The organism is Kitasatospora sp. NPDC034023, assembly GCF_055575795.1.
Window position 1 is genome coordinate 36,494 of sequence record NZ_JBVIRY010000027.1, and the last position, 16,792, is coordinate 53,285.

The 16,792-nt window shown below is 70.2% G+C and carries 13 protein-coding genes and 1 pseudogene; 10 read left to right on the plus strand and 4 right to left on the minus strand.

The features are described from left to right. The first annotated feature begins 130 nt into the window (after positions 1 to 130). On the plus strand, positions 131 to 1,771 hold the full coding sequence (gene istA, locus ACZ52R_RS30135; RefSeq protein ID WP_465664525.1) for an IS21 family transposase: 1,641 nt from the start codon (positions 131 to 133) through the stop codon (positions 1,769 to 1,771). 5 nt (positions 1,772 to 1,776) lie between these two features. After that, positions 1,777 to 2,532: an IS21-like element helper ATPase IstB gene (istB, locus tag ACZ52R_RS30140; RefSeq protein WP_465664524.1), complete on the plus strand. Its 756-nt coding sequence runs from the start codon at positions 1,777 to 1,779 to the stop codon at positions 2,530 to 2,532. On the opposite strand, the gene ACZ52R_RS30145 is transcribed toward istB, so the two are convergent. The 4 genes from ACZ52R_RS30145 to ACZ52R_RS30160 are packed head-to-tail and all read right to left on the minus strand — an operon-like array spanning position 2,468 to position 5,885. Further along, entirely contained in the window at positions 2,468 to 2,848 is a 381-nt protein-coding gene (locus ACZ52R_RS30145) for a hypothetical protein (RefSeq protein WP_465664479.1), read from the minus strand. The genes istB and ACZ52R_RS30145 overlap by 65 nt on opposite strands. Before the next feature lies 1 nt (position 2,849). After that, positions 2,850 to 4,487: a tyrosine-type recombinase/integrase gene (locus ACZ52R_RS30150; protein WP_465664478.1), complete on the minus strand. Its 1,638-nt coding sequence runs from the start codon at positions 4,485 to 4,487 to the stop codon at positions 2,850 to 2,852. A gap of 22 nt (positions 4,488 to 4,509) precedes the next feature. Then, complete coding sequence (locus ACZ52R_RS30155; protein WP_359225639.1) at positions 4,510 to 4,824, minus strand: helix-turn-helix domain-containing protein; 315 nt, start codon at positions 4,822 to 4,824, stop codon at positions 4,510 to 4,512. Next, positions 4,821 to 5,885, minus strand: coding sequence for a tyrosine-type recombinase/integrase (locus ACZ52R_RS30160; RefSeq protein ID WP_465664477.1), 1,065 nt, complete (start codon positions 5,883 to 5,885; stop codon positions 4,821 to 4,823). Before ACZ52R_RS30160 ends, ACZ52R_RS30155 begins: the two co-directional genes overlap by 4 nt. A gap of 146 nt (positions 5,886 to 6,031) precedes the next feature. Here ACZ52R_RS30160 and ACZ52R_RS30165 point away from each other — a divergent pair. The 8 genes and pseudogenes from ACZ52R_RS30165 to ACZ52R_RS30200 all read left to right on the plus strand — a co-directional run. Further along, positions 6,032 to 6,181: pseudogene (locus ACZ52R_RS30165) on the plus strand (ATP-binding protein); the annotation flags it as partial. A 116-nt stretch (positions 6,182 to 6,297) separates the two neighbouring features. After that, entirely contained in the window at positions 6,298 to 6,795 is a 498-nt protein-coding gene (locus ACZ52R_RS30170; RefSeq protein ID WP_465664476.1) for a hypothetical protein, read from the plus strand. Positions 6,796 to 6,925: 130 nt separating this feature from the next. After that, on the plus strand, positions 6,926 to 7,558 hold the full coding sequence (locus ACZ52R_RS30175; RefSeq protein WP_465664523.1) for a hypothetical protein: 633 nt from the start codon (positions 6,926 to 6,928) through the stop codon (positions 7,556 to 7,558). 1,784 nt (positions 7,559 to 9,342) lie between these two features. Further along, a complete protein-coding gene (locus ACZ52R_RS30180; RefSeq protein ID WP_465664475.1) occupies positions 9,343 to 10,437 on the plus strand; it encodes a hypothetical protein in 1,095 nt (364 codons plus the stop codon). After that, positions 10,437 to 10,769, plus strand: a complete 333-nt coding sequence (locus tag ACZ52R_RS30185; protein WP_465664474.1) for a hypothetical protein — start codon at positions 10,437 to 10,439, stop codon at positions 10,767 to 10,769. Before ACZ52R_RS30180 ends, ACZ52R_RS30185 begins: the two co-directional genes overlap by 1 nt. A gap of 59 nt (positions 10,770 to 10,828) precedes the next feature. Next, positions 10,829 to 11,377, plus strand: coding sequence for a hypothetical protein (locus ACZ52R_RS30190; RefSeq protein ID WP_465664473.1), 549 nt, complete (start codon positions 10,829 to 10,831; stop codon positions 11,375 to 11,377). Beyond that, positions 11,374 to 13,974 carry an ATP-binding protein gene (locus ACZ52R_RS30195; protein WP_465664472.1) on the plus strand — a complete coding sequence of 867 codons (2,601 nt, stop codon included), beginning with the start codon at positions 11,374 to 11,376 and terminating at the stop codon, positions 13,972 to 13,974. The genes ACZ52R_RS30190 and ACZ52R_RS30195 overlap by 4 nt, the downstream gene beginning before the upstream one ends. Next, on the plus strand, positions 13,971 to 16,763 hold the full coding sequence (locus ACZ52R_RS30200) for a hypothetical protein (protein WP_465664471.1): 2,793 nt from the start codon (positions 13,971 to 13,973) through the stop codon (positions 16,761 to 16,763). Before ACZ52R_RS30195 ends, ACZ52R_RS30200 begins: the two co-directional genes overlap by 4 nt. Positions 16,764 to 16,792: the final 29 nt, after the last annotated feature.

Here is a 16,792-nt window from a genome sequence, read left to right on the forward strand (position 1 = left end):
TCAGTTGTTCACGGGTTTGGGAGTCACCTCGAACCACGGACGGGTGATGTTCACGAGTTTTGACGTCACCGGGGTACTTGCCAGGGCAGCATCGGGGTGCTCCTGGTGAAAGGCCCTGGTCATGCCGCAGATGTCGAAGGTCGAGCTGTACGCCGCGATCCGGCGCGACCACCGCGACGGCATGAAGCTTCGGGAGATCGAGCGCAAGTACAACGTGTCGTGGCGGACGATCAGGAAGGCCGTGGACTCCGTCTGGCCGGAGCCGCGGAAGAAGCTCCCGCCGCGGCCGACTGGGCTGGACCCGTACAAGGCCGTGATCGATGGGATCCTGCGGGCGGACCTGGACGCGCCGCGCAAGCAGCGGCACACGGTCACGCGGATCTTCCACCGCCTGGTCGAGGAGCATGGCGCCGACATCTCCTATCAGCAGGTCCGCCGCTACGTCGCCGACCGCAAGCCACAGATCCTGGTGGCGTCCGGCAAGGCCCCGATCGAGGCGTTCGTCCCGCAGACCCACCAGCCCGGCATGGAGGCCGAGGTCGACTTCGGCGACGTGACGGTACGGCTCGCCGGCGAGCTGGTGACCTGCTACCTGTTCTCCTTCCGGCTGTCCTACTCGGGCAAGGCCGTCCACCGCGTCTTCGCGTCCTGCGGGCAGGAGGCGTTCTTCGAGGGCCACGTCCACGCACTGCGGACGCTGGGCGGGGTTCCGCGGAGCAAGGTCCGCTACGACAACCTGAAGGCCGCCGTCGCCCGGGTGCTGGGGCTGAGCCGGGCGCGGGTGGAGGCCGACCGGTGGATCGCCTTCAGGTCGCACTTCGGGATCGAGAGCTTCTACTGCCGGCCCGGCATCGAGGGCGCCCACGAGAAGGGCGGCGTCGAGGGTCAGATCGGCTACTTCCGCCGCAACCACTTCGTGCCGGTGCCGGAGGTCGAATCGCTGGCGGAGCTGAACGAGCTGGTCGAACAGTGGGACCGGCACGACGGCCGGCGCCGGATCGACTCCAGGGCCCGGACGGTCGACGAGTGCTTCGAGGACGAGCGCCCGCGCCTGCTGCCACTGCCCGAAGACCCGTTCGAGACGGGGCGGGTGTTCACTCCCCGGGTCGACCGCTACGGTCAGATCGCGGTCCGCACCAACCGCTACTCGGTGCCGGTCCGCCTGATCGGCAAGCGCGTCCGGGTGCTGCTGCACGCCTCCCACCTGGTGGTCTACGACAGGAACGTGGAGGTGGCCCGGCACGAACGGCTGATCGCCAAGGGCAGCTGCCGACTGGAGCTGGACCACTACTTGGAGGCCCTGGTCCGCAAGCCGGGTGCCTTCCCCGGCGCGACCGCGCTCGACCAGGCCCGCTCCGCCGGGAAGTTCACCCCGGTCCACGACGCCTGGTGGGCCGCAGCTGTCAAGGCGCACGGCGACGCCGAGGGCACCCGGGCACTGATCGAGGTGCTGCTGCTGGGCCGCCACCTCCCGCACGAGCACATCGTCGCGGGCCTGGCCACCGCCCTGCGGGCCGGAGCACTGACCGCGGACGCGGTCGCGCTGGAGGCCCGCAAGGCCGCCCAGACGGAGGACGAGCCCGCGATCGAGGTTCCCGCACCGCAGCCGGCTGTCGGCCCGGAAGCGGGGACGGTGACGTTCCTGCACGAGTGGAAGCTCAACCACCTTCCGCCGGACACCAGGCCGCTGCCCTCGGTGACCCACTACGACCAGTTGCTCCGACACCGCCGCACCGGCGGCGGTGACCTGCGAGAGGGAGAAGCGCCATGACCGCCATGCTGCCCCGCCAGCGGAACCTGACCGAGCAGGCCGCGACCACGGCCATCGACACCGCCTGCAGGCTCCTGAGGCTGCCGTCGATCCGCAACGAGTTCGCCGAAATCGCCGACCGGGCGGCAAAGGACCAAATGACCTACCGCGGCTTCCTCGCCGAGCTGCTGATGGCCGAGTGCGACGACCGGGCCCGCCGCCGCTCCGAGCGGCGGATCAAGGCCGCCGGATTCCCCCGAGACAAGTCGCTGCGGACCTTCGACTTCGACGCCAACCCCAACATCGACCCCGCCGTGATCAACACCCTCGCCAGCTGCGAGTGGATCAAGAAGAGCCGACCGCTCTGCCTGATCGGCGACTCCGGCACCGGCAAGTCACACATGCTGATCGCCCTGGGCACCGAGGCCGCGATGCAGGGCTACCGGGTCCGCTACACCCTCGCCACCAAGCTGGTGAACGAGCTGGTAGAGGCAGCCGACGAGAAGCAGCTGAACAAGACCATCGCCCGCTACGGCCGCGTCGACCTGCTCTGCATCGACGAACTCGGCTACATGGAACTCGACCGCCGCGGCGCCGAACTGCTCTTCCAGGTCCTCACCGAGCGCGAGGAGAAGAACAGTGTCGCCATCGCCTCCAACGAGTCGTTCGGCAAAGCGCACACGTTCCGGCGAACCCGTGCGAGGTGCCGCCGAAACTTCACGGGTTCGATCTGCGGGTGGTTCGGAAGTCTTGGTACTCGTCGCAGACGATTCCCTGGTTGACCCAGCGTTCGGGGTCCGCGGCGAGTTCATGTTCTGCCAGGTGCAGGGCTTCTTCGGGAGTGGGCAGGACGGCGACCTCCCGGCCCCACGTCTCCTCGTCGGGGTCCAAGGGCGGGAACTCGGTGATGTCGAGGAAGGTGTCGGTGCCGACGTCCTCGACATCGCTCACGTAGATGGTGACGCCCGTCGGGCCGGGGCCGAGGGCGATCCAGCGGAGCCCGGGCTGGCCGTCGATTTCGATGGCGCCGAGGAACTGCTCGATCTGCTGCCCGCGGCGGAGGGCACCGAGGGCGAAGGCGGGGGTGAGGTGCCGCATGTCAGTTCCTTTGCTGGTGCTGGTCGGGCAGGCGTCCCGGGTCGACGTGGTCGGCGAGGTAGATCATGACGCCTTCGGGGTCCATGCCGAGGGCTGCGGCGACGAGCTTGGGGTCAAGGGTGTTCACCAGCTCGGCGAGCCGGGTGCTCCGCAGGGTCCGTGGTGGGACGCCACAGGGGTCGAGGACGTGGCTGACATAGGCGGTCGAGGCTGGTGTCTGGCCGGATTTGGTGATCTTGGTGACGATCACGTGGGGGTTGTCGGTGCGCTGGCTCTCGCGGTGGGCCAGGCATCGTTGAAGCACCGACCAGCTGGCCGGGTCCATGGGTACTGGATGCGGCCGTTTGCCCAAGCGGATGCTGCGGTTGGTTGGGTCGAGCTCGTCCACGCGCATGAGCCGGACCTCACTGCTGGTAGCCGCGTGGATGAGGGCCAGGATTCCGAGCAGTGCCTCGTGCGGGTGTGCGTCGCTGTCGGCGGTCCAGCGGCGGAACAGCTGCCGCTGCTGGTCGACTGCGACGATGGTGCCGCTGAACCCTGACGGGCCCTTGGCCTTCACTCCCCGGGTGGGATCGATGAGCACGATCTTGCGGGAGCGCGCGAAGCGGAAGAACTGCCGCAGCACGGTCAGTCTGCGCTGGCGGGCCTTGGGCATGGTCGCCAGGAACGCTTCGAGGTCGTGGACGTCGGTCAGGGCCCAGTCCTGCTTGTTGCGCGTGCCGGCCAGGAAGCGGGCGAGGTCACGGACGATGGCCAGGGCCGCCTCGATGGTGCTGTCGGTGCGGGGCAGGGTGCCGGCCTTGAGGGCGCGCTCGCGTGCTCGCAGCATGGACTCGGCGAACGCCTGCACCTGCGGCCGAAGCGGCAGCGGGGTCGCGTCGATGCGGCGTTGGCGGCGTCCGGCGGCGAGCCGTTGCGCTTGGTCGGTTGGGAGCGCGAGGCCGCGCTGGGTGAAGAAGCCTTCGAGAGCGCGGGCGAGGGATCCCATCGACCGGCCGGGCCGGCGGGCCCGATTCAGCAAGGCCTGGGGGTGGTTGGGCTGTTCGTCGTCCAGAAGTCGGCCCAGGGCGCTGATCATGGTGCAGGCACGGCTCGCGCAGTGCCGTTCGGCGAGATGACCGGCGAAGTCACCCAGCCAGGGCACGGGCTCGGCGAGGCGGGAGGCCAGATTCTCGGCGGCGACGAAGGGTCGGTCGGGGTGCTTCTGCCAGCAGGCCGAACAGAGTCCGAGTCCGGCGTGGCGCCGCACCTGGCCGCAGCCGGTGCACTGCCGGGGTGGCTGCTTGCTCTGCCGTCGGCGCGAGCAGTGGCCGCACCATCCGGTGCCGGTCTGCAGGAAGCCGGGCCGCTGGCAGCGCGGACAGAGCTGCTTCGCGGCCTGCCGGTCGGCTTCGCGCCGACAGATCCCGCAGTGGCTGGCGGTCGGTGAGCGGACCTGGCGGCCGCAGCCCGTGCAGGTCCGCGAGCAGTTGATGCACCGTCCGGTGTCGGCCTGCAGGACGCGCGGCCTCCCGCAGGCAGGGCAGGACGCGCGGACGGCTTCGTCCTTGATCCGGGCCGTGCAGCGGCAGCAGTGCTGCCGGTCGATGAAGCCAACCGGCGCCCCGCATCCGACGCAGTCCCGCTGCCTCTTGCCCATGTTCCGAGCGCACCTCCTTCGGTCAGATCGGCGGCATGGACCGGCCCCGGGCCGAGGCAACCCGAGGCAGATCGGCTGCCGGCCGAGGAGGGGCCGCGGGGCGTTCGACGGGAGTGGTGTCGACCTCGATCAGGTCGTTGGGGGTGCACTCCAGAGCGGTGCACAACGCTGCGAGCGTGGACATCTTCACCTGGGAGGGTTCCTTGGTGAACAGGGCCGACACCGAGGCGGAGGACAGTTCCAGGCCGGCCCTCTCGGCCAAGAGGCGCCGCAGCTGGGCGCCGGTCCAGACCTCGCGCTGGGCGGCCGCCATCCGCAGCTTCCACTTGATGTTCACGGCGTGGGTTCCTCTCCGCTGAGCTCGCCGAGCGTGGTGGTCACGGCGCGTCGATAGGCGTCCTCGATGAACGTGGCCGAGGGCCTGACGTATCTCATGGTCGAACTGACTGTCCAGTGACCGAGTAGCTGCTGGATGGCCACCAGGTCGACTCCGCGCTCGTAGTTGTGGGTCGCGCAGGCCCTCCGCAGGGCATGAGGGCTGAACCGGTCGGCGGCCGGTCGGCCCTCCAGTTCCATCAGATAGCGCAGGCGGTTGCGGACGGTGCCCTGGTGTAGGTGGCCGCCCGACTCGTCGGCGAACAGCGCGGCCGAGTCGGGGAACTTGCCGCGGACGTCGTCGAGGAACCAGCGCAGGACCAGGTCCAGCTGGTCGAGCATGGGCACCCAGCGCGGACGGGGCCCAGAAGTGTGGGCGCCCTTACCGAAGCGTACGTGCAGTTTGCCGAACGGGCCGCGGCCGAAGTGGACGTCCTGGCGGTCCAGGAGCGAGGCTTCCTCGGAGCGCAGGCCGGCGTGATACAGCGTCCGGAACAGTGCGTAGTCACGGGCGGCGGGTGCGTACTTGCGGGCAGTGGCGATCCGGGCCTTGAGGAAGTCGAAGAACTCCTCGACCCGCTCCGCAGTCGGTGGCGGCAGCAGGGCCGGCGAGTCGTCGCCGACATGCCGCGAGGCGTTGAACTCGTCCACCGGGCAGACCAGCCGGACCCCGAACGCTGCCTCTATCTCGATGGCCTTGCGGGCCTGAAGGAACCGGTGGAAGCCCTTGAAGATCTGGACGTATCCGCGGCGCGTGGACGGCGCCCTTCCCTCCACGGCCAGGCCGCCGACCACGCGGTCGATGTCGTCCGGTGTGACATCCCACGCCGGCCGACCCAGGGCCTTCAACGTCCGCTCCAGCAGGCCGATGTCGTTGTCGACCGTCACGGGGCTGAACCCCCGGGCCCGCCATGAGGCCACGAACGCCTCCACGCATAGGGCCTGGAACTCCCACGGATCCCAGGCAACGGGCACCTCGGGCACCGTCCGGCCCTCGATCACCCGCAGACGCGACTCCACCATCCGGCACACCTTCCTCGCACCTGACGAATGAAGGTAGCGCCTACAAAACCGCGCTGTCAGCAAGACAATCAAAGAGACGCCCAGACCCCTGAAACGGCCAGGTCGCAGGGCACTCTCGCCCAGAGGAACAAGTGCCAGCCCCAGTTGGCTGGACCAAGACCTTCACAGACCCCCGGCTCTGCGCGGCCATCGTCGACCGCCTGACCTTCAACGGCACCATCATCGAGACCGGCACCGACTCCTACCGCCTTGCCTCGACCCGGGCGCGGACCGAGGAACCGGCAAAGGCCGGCTGACCGTTGCAGGCACCTACTCGATGGTCCTCCGCCCTCCGGGCGCAGGACCATCCTTGCCTTCCGATATGTTCCTCCGGACCCGTACTGGCGGGTCACACGCGCATTTGAGGGGAAACATGCCAGCTGAGCGGCTTGACGCGGAGTGGGTCCGATCCTGGTGGGAGCAGGCCGATGGGGCGCTGACGAAGCTGACGCAGTCGTTTCTCCCGACGCACGGCTTCCCTCCCGGCCACAACGCCGTGATGCTCGCGACCGCCGACAGCCACCAGGCGACGAGCGCACTCATGGACCTGACGCCGATCCCCTCCGACCTGACCACGCTCTACGAGGTGATCAGCGAAGCTTCCCTGCCCGATGTCGACAGCGGGTACTTCATCCACTCACCCGCGACGGTCGCGGGACACTTCCGCGAGTACGGCCCCGCACCGATCGACGGCGAATGGATCGCACCGGTATTCGCCAGCGACGGCGGGGGCCGCCTCTTCGCGATCGGTGGCGGTGGGCAGGTCTGGAAGTCCACCACAGCTTCCTGGTTTGACGACTTCGACCTCGCTGCGGCCAGCTTGCAGGAGTTCCTCGAACAGCTCAGCCAACGGATCGCGAACCAGCTCTGATCATCAGTCGAGGCGCAAAACAAGCATCCCGTCGTCGGGTACACCCGTATCCGCTCGGACGGTACAGGGGCTCGACCTAATCGGGAGGCGACATGAGCGAGGATGCGAAACACTTCGCCGAGTGATCGCAATGCAGCCAGTCCTGGAGATCTGCACCCCTGACGGCTTCGACCTCTGGCCTGTCGCCGAGATCGAGCCGTTCGACTTCCTGCCTCTCAGCGGTGGGCTCTCACCCGCTGAGGTCGGGACGGCGGTGATGCGCATCGCGGGCTGCAATGACATCGACCCCGACGACGACCGCCCGCCCCGCCCGGCTGACGCACTCGGCTCCTTCCTCCACGGACTGCTGACCTTCGACTACCCCTTCGCCGCCGGCGGCCTGCGGGTCACCGACAACTCCACAGGCGTCACCTTCCTGCCCGGCTGCTGCGACGGCCTGGAGGACTGGCGTGAGTGGCACCGGTTCGTCGACGAGGGCAGCCTGCTTGGCTTCGGTCACGAGCCCGTGTCACCGCTTGCGGAGCGCTTTGGCGCCACCGTCCGACTCACCGTCAACAACGAGCAGAGCGACAGCCCGGTGATCGAGCTGTCCGCTACCGAGCTCCGCCACCTGCTCGCCGGCGCCGAGCACGACCTGACCGACTTTCTCGCACTGGCAACCGACTGGGCCTCCAGACACCTGCCCGGCCACTGCGTTCCCGTCACAGCTGCCCTCGCCCGCGTTCTCGACCTCCTCGTGCCGGCCGGACCGCCGGAGTCGTAGGACGACCGCGATCATCGGGTGACGTCATTTCTGGTGAACATCCGCAGCACTCAAGATCGCCAACTGCTGCCCAAACCGCTGACCAATCGCTGCTACTTCACGTGAACGGAGCCAGGTGGACGACAGGTTCCGTGCTAACGCGACAGTTAGCCTGCTGAGTCACAACTACTACCCGACCCGGAGCACCACCTGCACAAGGCCGTCGGACCAGTGGCCAACCACCGGTTCCGGTCACACCCCGCAAAGCTCTGGGTCCTTTGCGGGGTCGCGAGGCTTGCGTTTGCGGGCCCGCTTGCATCTGCGGGGAGCGGCCTTGCGGTGCGGGACGGGCCGGTTAGCCCCGCACCGCAAAGGGCGGCCGCGTCCCTCTTCCAGTCGCTGCCCTACGCGCCGGGGCCCGCACCGCTTCGGTACGGCTCCGCATGGCATGGTGGCCGCGCACGGCTTGCAGGCGGACGTCTGCGTGGGCCCTGCGTGACGGCACACCCGGCATCGCCGGCGCGGTCGATGGACGGCCGGGGATGTGGCGCTCTCACTCCGCCCGGGTCCGCGGCACTCGGCTGCGGGGGCGCCACGCCGGTCGATTCCCGGGCCATCAAGGTGACCGGGGCCGCTCCCTGACCGGGCATCAAGGAGTCCGCTGGACAAGACCGGGTCATCAGGGTGTTTGGGCTGGGCATCAAGGTGTGGCTGACCGTCCTGTGCTGGGATCCGGCCGCTCACCTTGATGCCCTCTACGAACGCCCCGCGAATACCTTGATGCTCCATCAAGGTATTCATCGCATTCCTTGATGCCCGACCAAAGCAGCAGGTCAGAGCGTGATCATCAAGGAGTCCGCGGTTTCCTCCTTCGACAGCATCGGCTGGCGGTCTTGGGGTCCCTGGCGGGTCCTCGCCCTCCCAGCGCGATCTGCCCAGGGCGCCTTTCCCCCCGGTCTCCTTCGGCACCGGGCTGCAGCGCTCCTGCGAGGAGGCATCTGGGCGGCCCTGGCCGCGGGCCCGGTGCTGCTCGCCGCCGCAGTTGCCGTCCCTCGGGTGGCGGGCAGCTCGCACACCGACCCGGCCGCATGGCCGGTCGTGATCGCACGGCCGACAGGCCTTGCGGATCGCTCGTCGAACTATGGCTGTGCTCGGGCGGCACCGCAGTCGAGAAGACGTTGCGGTGCGCGCACGCCGCCGGGCGGGCGCACCTGGCGGGTCGCGGTTGCGGGCCGCGCCCGTGCTGTCGCCCGCTTCCCCGCAAGGCGGGACGTCTCCGCAAGCCGATCCGCAACGCTTCCCGCGAGCGTCCGTGCGGAAGCGCGACGTCGTCTCCGCAAGCGGCGGACGACGGTGTGCGGGCGGTGCGGTACTCGCGGTGCCGGTGTCGATGGTGCGCTCGGCCGGGTCGGGCGGGGCGCGGGATTCGCCGGTGGTCAGACGGTGCTGGAAGGTACAGGCCGACGGCCTGGCAAGGCCCGCGCTGGGAAGTGGCCGCTGGAGTACCCGCTGCGGCTGACCGCCCCGGCCCGATACGGCCTCAAGGTGCGCCCTGTGAAGGCCATCAAGGAGTCGCAGCCGGGCCCGGCACTGCCATCAAGGCGTCGTCCATACCTTGATGGCCCACCGTGGTCGCCTTGATGGCCAGCCAAGCTCACCTTGATGACGCGACAACGTGCAGGTCAGAGCCTTGACGGCCGCCGTTGCAAAGGCGTTATCCAATGAGCCTTGATCATCAAGGAGTACGTCAAGGAGTGCGGGGTTCCCTCGGTCGACAGCTGATCCACTGACCCTGGAGCCTCCCCGTGAGTCCATTGTTCTCCCGGCGCGACCGCGCGCCGGCCCCTGCCACCGCTGCCTCGGACGGGGACCTGCGACGCGCCCAGCGCCGCACCCTCGCGATCCGAACCGGCGTATGGGCGGCGCTGGCGGCCAGCCCCATCGCCCTGGGACTGTCCTTCGCCGCGCTCCGTGGCGCGGCGGCCGCGCCGATGGCCCCGGCCGTCGCTGCGCCGCCCGCGGTCTCCCCGCCGAGCGGCTACGCCGAGCAGTTCATCGACCTCTGGTTGCGCAGCTCCCAGGACGGTCCGCAGTTGGACGCTCTGCGCACCATGGCGCCGAGCGTGGAGCTGCCGCGGCCCGCCTCGGGTGTGCAGGCGACCGTTGAGCGTGTGGTGGCGGTGCGCAGTGCTCCGCTTGGAGTGCGCACCTGGCAGGTGACGGTGGCGGCGACGATGCTCCTGCCGGCAGCGGGCGCGAAGAGCGGTTCCGGCGCGGCGAGCTCTATGCAGCCGACCGGTTCGGCGCAGAGTCCGGGTTCTGCGCAGGGCGGGGAGGACGCGCAGAACCGGGTGCGGACGGTGCGGTACTTCGCGGTGCCGGTGGAGGTGGTGCGGTCCTCTGGTTCGGGCGGAGCGCCGGACGCGCTGGCGGTCACTGCGGCGCCGGCTCAGGTGGCTGCTCCGGCCGCGCTGTCCGGGGACCCGTCCGCTCCGGTGTACGGGTCGGTCATTAGCGACGGCCCTCTCCAGCAGGCGGTGGCCGGGTACCTGACGGCCTATCTCACGGGGACCGGCGACGCCAGCCGGTACCTGGCCCCCGGGGCGAAGGTCCTCGCACCTGCGGCCTCGTACTCGAAGGTTTCGCTGGCGTCGCTGGGGTCCAGCGGGCCGGTGCCGTCCGTGCCGGCCGACGGCACGGTGATCAGTGTCCAGGCTCAGGTCCTCGCGACCGACACCGCGGGCGCGTGGCCGCTGACCTACCCGCTGCGTCTGCGGGCGCGCGCCGGGCGGTGGGAGGTCGCTTCCCTCGCCCCGGTCCTCTCCTCTCCTTCCTCTTCTTCTTCCGGCTCGGGTACCTCGCCCTCGCCGGCTCCTTCGACTACGGCGGGGGCGCGGTGATGGCTGCTCACGACACGGTTGTGGCCGGTGCGGTCCAGAACTTCGGCAACAGCTGGAGCAGCACTTTGCTGGACTGGGTGGCGAACGGTCTGATGATCACTCTCGGCGGGATCCTGATCATCCACGCGATCCGCAAGATGTCGATCAAGAGCGCGATCGGTGGGGCTGTCGGACTGGTCATCTGCTGGAGCATCTTCGCGGGTCGGTTCGTGATCAGCGACATGTTCCAGACCGAGTACAAGGACCCGGGCAAGACCTCGGTGCAGATCCCCGGTGACCCGAGCATCGGTGCTCCCCCGCTTCCGACAGTTGCCTTCCAGGGCGCGTTGTGAGCGGGGCCGCGCGTCCCAGGATCGGCCGTTCGTACACCCGCGCGCGGAGGCACCCGTGGGTGTTGGGCAAGCTCGGGGACTGGCGGATCCCGATGGGTCCGTACACCCCGCCCCAGCTCGCGGTCGCGGCGATCGGCGCCTTCCTGCTGATCAAGACGGCCACCTGGTGGGCGCCGGTCCTGGGACCGGTTCCGGTCGTGGCCTGGGGGTTCGGCATCTGGGCCGCGCGGCACTCACGGATCGCCGGCCGCTCCCCGGTCGCTGCCCTGGCCGATGCACTGTCCATGGCCGCCGCCCCCAAGCGCGGGCGGATCAACGGCCGGGCCGTGCGCAGCTTTCGCCCGGTGGTCATGACCGGCGCTTTCGGCATCCGGGAAGACGACGACGTCGCACCGCAGAGCGAGTCGGCCGGGGCTCCGGCCGAGAGCAGGCCGCCGTCACCGGCCACGCAGCCATCCCCCGCCCCGGCCCGCCGGGCAAGCCCGGCGTCGCAGCCCGCCGCGGCCCGGCCGGGGACGGCGATGACACCCCTTCAGCAGATGCTCGCCGCCGCAGCGGCGCGTACCGACACCACGTCCACGACGTCCACGAGGGAGGACCGGCCATGAGGGTCGCGATCAGGCACATCCACAACAACCTTGTGTGGGCCGTGTCCGGCACGGTGTGGGCGGTGTGGCGCATCGAGCCGATCGGCAGCCGCTACGCCTCGGCGCTGGAGCGCCAGGAGGTTCTCTCCCGGGTCACCGCCCTGGTCCGTTCCCTGAGCGGGACGGCGCGCCTGTACTCGCTGTGCGCGCGGGTCGAGCCGTGGGAGGTCGCTGCGCGGATGACGGCCGGGGTGGACCTGGACGCCCACCCGGAGGCGGAGGAGATCGCCCGTATCTCGCAGGCGATGCTGGAGGGCAGCGAGATGCACCGGCGGACGCTGTGGCTGGCGGTGCCGCTGAAGGCTCCGGGCCGGGCGGCGCAGTGGGCGCAGGCCCGGGGTGCGATGTGGACCGCGGTCGAGGAGCAGGCCGGGCTTGCGGCCGCTCCGGTGCCCGAGAGCGAGGTGACCCTATATAGGGGAGTGGCCCGGCAGCTGGAGACCGGCTTCGGTGGCGGCCTGCAGATCCGGCCCGCCCGGCCCGCCGAGATCGTGTGGATGCACCAGCACGCGGTGCACCGCGGGCAGGCCGAGCCGCTGCTGGCCGACGCCGAGGTCAGCCGCCAGCGCGGCGGAAAGCTCGTCGGCGCGCAGCTGCGCAGCCCCAGCTACGCGAGCCTGGGCCAGGTCCGGGTGCTGGAGGGCGGCGACGCGGCCGCCCAGGCCGAGGGGCGGGAGCAGGGCGAAGGCCTGTGGGTGGGCGTCCGGCGGTGGCTGGCGAGCCGGTTCGACGGCAGCGCGCTGAGCCAGCTGTGGCTGGAGGTCGAGACCGAGGACGGAACCGGCTACCAGTCGCACATGGGGCTGGAGGAGATCCCGGAGGCAGTGATCGAGTCCAGCGCGGACATCCTCGCGCAGCTGGAGAGGCTGGAGTACCCGGTCGACGCGGTGATCGACCTGACGATCGTGGATTCGGCCAAGGCCCGCCGGCAGATCGCCCGGAAAAAGAAGGAGCTGGTCGACCAGGCCGATCAGTGGGCGGCGCACCCGACCGGCGCGCCCGACACCATCTACGGGGCGGTCGAGACGCTCGGCGAGCAGGAGGCCCGGCTGGGCCGCACCAGCGTGGAGCGCGAGGTGCAGTCCCGCACGGTGCTCACCGTGTGGGGCCCGACCCCGCAGGAGTGCGACGAGCGCGCCCGTAATTTCAAGGCCCGGCTGACCGGCGCGGACTACGGCGTCATCCGGCCGCGGGGCGGCCAGGAGAGACTGTTCGCGCTCGGCCTGCCCGGCGCCGCCCCGGCGTGGCGGGCCAGGGAGTGCACCCAGTACCAGCTCAGCGAGGACTTCGCGTTGTCGGGCCCTTTGACGAGCGGTGAGATCGGCGACGGCACCGGCAGCATGATCGCCCAGAGCTTGGACGTCGGCACCACCCGGCCGGTGCTGCTCGACCTGGCCAGCGCGCCGCTGCGCGACGCCGCCGCGAGCCTGGCGGTGATCGGCGATCTCGGATCCGGCAAGTCGGTGCTGCTGAAGCGGCTGACGGCCGACGTCGTCGACCGCGGGCACCGGGCCATCGTCATCGACCGAACCCCTCAGCGCGAATGGGCGGACTTCGCCCGCACCGCTGCTCCCGGGCGCAGCCAGGTGATCGACGCCGCGCGCGCCGAGGTCAGCATCGACCCGCTGCGCGTCCTTCCGCCGGCGCAGGGCGAGGCCGCGGCGCTGTCCTACCTGAACCTCCAGCTGTGCCTGGAGCCGATGAGTTTGCAGGGCGCGGCGGTCAGCCGGGCCGTCAAGGCCGCCGCGGCCGCGCCCCGCCCGTACATGGGTCTGGTCCTGGCCGAGCTGGAGGCCATCTCTCAGGAGAGCGGCCCGAGGGGGGACGCGGCCGCCGAGGTGCTGGACCTGCTGCACACCGTCTCGGACCGCCCGCTCGCGGCCATGCTGTTCGATCCGTCCCTGCCTGCTCTGGACCTGGGCAACCTCGCCGGGGACCTGGTCGTCTTCACGACCTCCGGGTTGACGCTGCCTCCGCGCGAGGCCCTGGCCCGGCCGGAGGTGCTGCGCACCCAGCCGCTGGAGGCCCTGATCGGCCGCGCGGTCCTGTACGTGATCGCCGCGATCTCCCGTCACGTGGCGTTCTCCGACCGCACCCGGTTCTGCCCGGTCGTCATGGACGAGTGCTACTGGCTCACCAGCAGCACGGAGGGCCACGCGTTGGTCAAGGAGCTCGCGCACGACGGCCGAAAGCACTGGGCGGGCATGTACTTGGGCGGTCACGACGCGCTCGACCTCGGGGACGAGACCATCCAGGGCCTGATCACCTACCGGCTACTCGCCCGCACCGGCGATGAGGCGATGGCACGGCGCGGCCTGGCGTTCCTGAACCTGCCCAGCGAGGACGAGTCGCTGGTCCAGCTGGTCACCGGCCTGTCCCCGACCGGCAACCGGCGGCGGGTCGGCGAGATGCTCCTGCACGACGGCCGCGGCCGGATCGGTCAGATCCAGGTGATCGTCCCGCGGATCGCGCGTTACGCGGGGATCTTCACCACCCCGGGCAAGGACACCTCGCTGGCCGGACGCGGCAAGGTGCTGGAGACGGCGGGTGCCCGATGACCCGCGCAACCAGGTGGGCGGACGCGGTCCGCCGGGCTCAGGCCCTGTCTGGCGCGGTCCGGCGGCGGGCGCGCACGGCGGGCGGCTGGCTGGCCGCGTACTGGCCGGGCCGCCGGACGGTCCTGATGACCATCGGGATGACGGTGCTGTTCATGCTCGCCGGTGCCGAGCTCGCGGGGGCCGACGACGGTACCCCCGAGACCGGCGGCATCCTCGCCCCGCTCAACGTCGAGTCCTCCGAAGGCGCTCCGCTCGACTCCTACGACCTGAAGTCAGATCCCGGCGGGGCCACGGACATCCGATCGCACGTGTGCAACCTGCTGATCGGCGGTGGCTTCGCGATCGTGCGGCTGCTGGTCGGCCTGATGTGCTGGACGAGCCACTGGGTGTTCAATTTCCCGGTCGTGTCCACGCTGGTCGAGACCGCCCAGCGGCTCAGCAAGGCGTTCTACAGCCTCATGGGCAACGACCTGCGGCTCTACACCCTCTTCCTCTCGGCCGGCTTCGCCGTCGGCCTGATCCTGGTGATGCGGGGAAAGATCGGCCGCGGCTTCGGCGAGATCGCTCTCACCCTGCTCTTCGCCACGACCGTCACCCTGCCCGCGCTCTCCCCCCACTCGATCCTGGGCCCCCAGGGCCCGCTCGCGCAGAGCCAGCTGGCCGCGCACGAAGTCGGCCAGATGACAGCCAACATCAACGGCACCGACCCGGGATGCAGCTCGGACAAGGACAAGGACGACCCGTCGTGCCCGATGCGGGTGATCATGACTCGCACCTTGGTCGTGCAGCCGTTCGAGTTGTTGCAGTACGGCCAGATCCCGCAGAAGGGCAGCTGGCTGGCCGGAACTCACGACCGCTACATCCACGGGCAGATGGCCACCAAGGGCAACTGCGACGACGTGCTGCCGCTTCCCGGCTCGGACGTGGCCTGCGACCACGGGTCCAACGGGTGGGACGCATTGAAGAAGGACTTGAAGGACGGCCACGGCCAGGAAGGCAAGGACGTCTACAACTTCGCGGTCAATTCCGACTGGGACCGAACCGCCGGAGTGGCCTTGGTACTGCTGGCCGTGCTGATCGTGGCGATCGTCGTGCTGAGCATGGCGCTGGTCCACCTGGGCTGCCAGTTCGCCGACGTGATCGCCGCCACCATGACGCCCGTGGCCCTGATCTGGGCGATGCTGCCCGGCGGCAACAGGAGGGCGGCCTGGCAGTGGAGCGGCGTCTTCATGACCGGAATCGTCACCGAGTTCGCTGTCTCCACGATGCTCCCGATGTTCGCCCTGGGCGCCGACGGCATCCTCAACTCCCCGCAGCAGACCGTCATGATCCAAAGATTGCTGATCCTGGACGGCTTCGCGCTCGTGGTCCTGGTATCCCACCGCAGGATCTTGGCGGCGGCCGGCCGCGTGGGCGAGCGCTTCGCGACCCGCATGCGCTACGCCAGGATCGGCGGCTCCTCCATGTCCGGCGAGGACGCCCGGCTGGGCCTGGCGATGTCCCAGGCCATGGGCGGGCTCGCGCCCGGCGGCTACGGCGGCGCAGCGGGAGGCCTCGGACTCGGAGTCGGCGGCGGCATGTTCGGCGGCGGCTCCCCCGCGCACGCCGCCCTGATGCGCAAAGCCGGTATCGCCCAGGGGCTCGGCGCGCTCGCCGACCCCGGCCTCGGCCCCATGAGCGCCGGCACGATGCTCGCCGGTACGGCAGGCGAGCTGCGCCGCGGCATGTCGGCCCTCGCGCTGCCCGGCCGTATGGCCCACCAGCTGGTCGTCGGCAACCCGTTGCCGCCGGACAAGCTCGCCAGGCGGATGAAGCCCGAGGGTGGCAAGGGCCCCATGGTCGTGGACGAGAACGGCCAGATCCTGCACGATCCGCGCAATGAGGTCACTCCGTTCGGTCACGTCCTGCATAACCGGCTGCTGGGCACCCGGGTCGGCCGCCTGGCCATCCGGGGCGGCCAGGCCGGGAAGTTGGGCTTCGATCTCACTGTCGGCCTGCCCGCGACCTGGGAGCGCGTCAACCGCGCCAATGACCGGATGTGGAACAAGGTCGACGACCAGGTCGCCCACTACACCCAGGTAGCGAAGAGCTGGTGGGGCGACGAGAAGGCGGGCCTCAAGGACTGGTCCAAGGACGTCGTGACAGCCGGGAAGATCGCCAAGGGCGGCTACAACGCCGTCAAGACCGGCTACAACTACGCCTACTACGCCGCAGCGATCGCCGGACGAGTCCACGCTCCCGGTCTCGCCGCCGCCCCGCTGGTCGCCGCCGCCCACCTGCTGCACGGCCAGGACGTCACCGACACCGCTGCCGCGTTTCCCGAACGTCCCCGGCACACCCGCGCCGGCGAGCCCTGGGAGCACGCCCGCGGCCGCGGCGACGACTACCCCTTCTACGAGGCCGGCTCCAACCCCAGTGGAACCGTGCTGCACGCTGGCCGACCGGCAGCCCCGCAGCCTGCCGACGACCCCGCCGCCGACGCGCAGGACTTCAGTTCCGCCGCGGTCGACACCGGTCCGTCCGACCTGCGAGGCGCACTGGGCCCCGGTGCTTTCCCCACGCCCGCTGTGGTGGTGGACGGGACATTGCTGGTGGACACATCCACGGGCGAAATCCTCGACGGGCTGTCGGCGGGAATGGACCCTGCGGTCTTTCGCCGGGTCAGCCCGGAAGTACTGCGCGAACCGAGCGGGACCTCACTGGAGGCACTGCGCCGCCGCATCGGCTACTCGGAGCCCGGCACGGCCGGGGGACCTGCCAACGACAGGGAAGGCGGGACCGAGCGGTGAAGTCCTTCCGCAAGGCAGGGTGCCTGGGG

What these genes read in the sequence shown, in the direction of transcription:
- istA (WP_465664525.1), top strand. Translation starts at nt 131, where the DNA reads ATGTCGAAGGTCGAGCTGTACGCCGCGATCCGGCGCGACCACCGCGAC.
- istB (WP_465664524.1), top strand. Translation starts at nt 1,777, where the DNA reads ATGCTGCCCCGCCAGCGGAACCTGACCGAGCAGGCCGCGACCACGGCC.
- ACZ52R_RS30145 (WP_465664479.1), bottom strand. Translation starts at nt 2,848, where the DNA reads ATGCGGCACCTCACCCCCGCCTTCGCCCTCGGTGCCCTCCGCCGCGGG.
- ACZ52R_RS30150 (WP_465664478.1), bottom strand. Translation starts at nt 4,487, where the DNA reads ATGGGCAAGAGGCAGCGGGACTGCGTCGGATGCGGGGCGCCGGTTGGC.
- ACZ52R_RS30160 (WP_465664477.1), bottom strand. Translation starts at nt 5,885, where the DNA reads ATGGTGGAGTCGCGTCTGCGGGTGATCGAGGGCCGGACGGTGCCCGAG.
- ACZ52R_RS30170 (WP_465664476.1), top strand. Translation starts at nt 6,298, where the DNA reads ATGCCAGCTGAGCGGCTTGACGCGGAGTGGGTCCGATCCTGGTGGGAG.
- ACZ52R_RS30175 (WP_465664523.1), top strand. Translation starts at nt 6,926, where the DNA reads ATGCAGCCAGTCCTGGAGATCTGCACCCCTGACGGCTTCGACCTCTGG.
- ACZ52R_RS30185 (WP_465664474.1), top strand. Translation starts at nt 10,437, where the DNA reads ATGGCTGCTCACGACACGGTTGTGGCCGGTGCGGTCCAGAACTTCGGC.
- ACZ52R_RS30195 (WP_465664472.1), top strand. Translation starts at nt 11,374, where the DNA reads ATGAGGGTCGCGATCAGGCACATCCACAACAACCTTGTGTGGGCCGTG.
- ACZ52R_RS30200 (WP_465664471.1), top strand. Translation starts at nt 13,971, where the DNA reads ATGACCCGCGCAACCAGGTGGGCGGACGCGGTCCGCCGGGCTCAGGCC.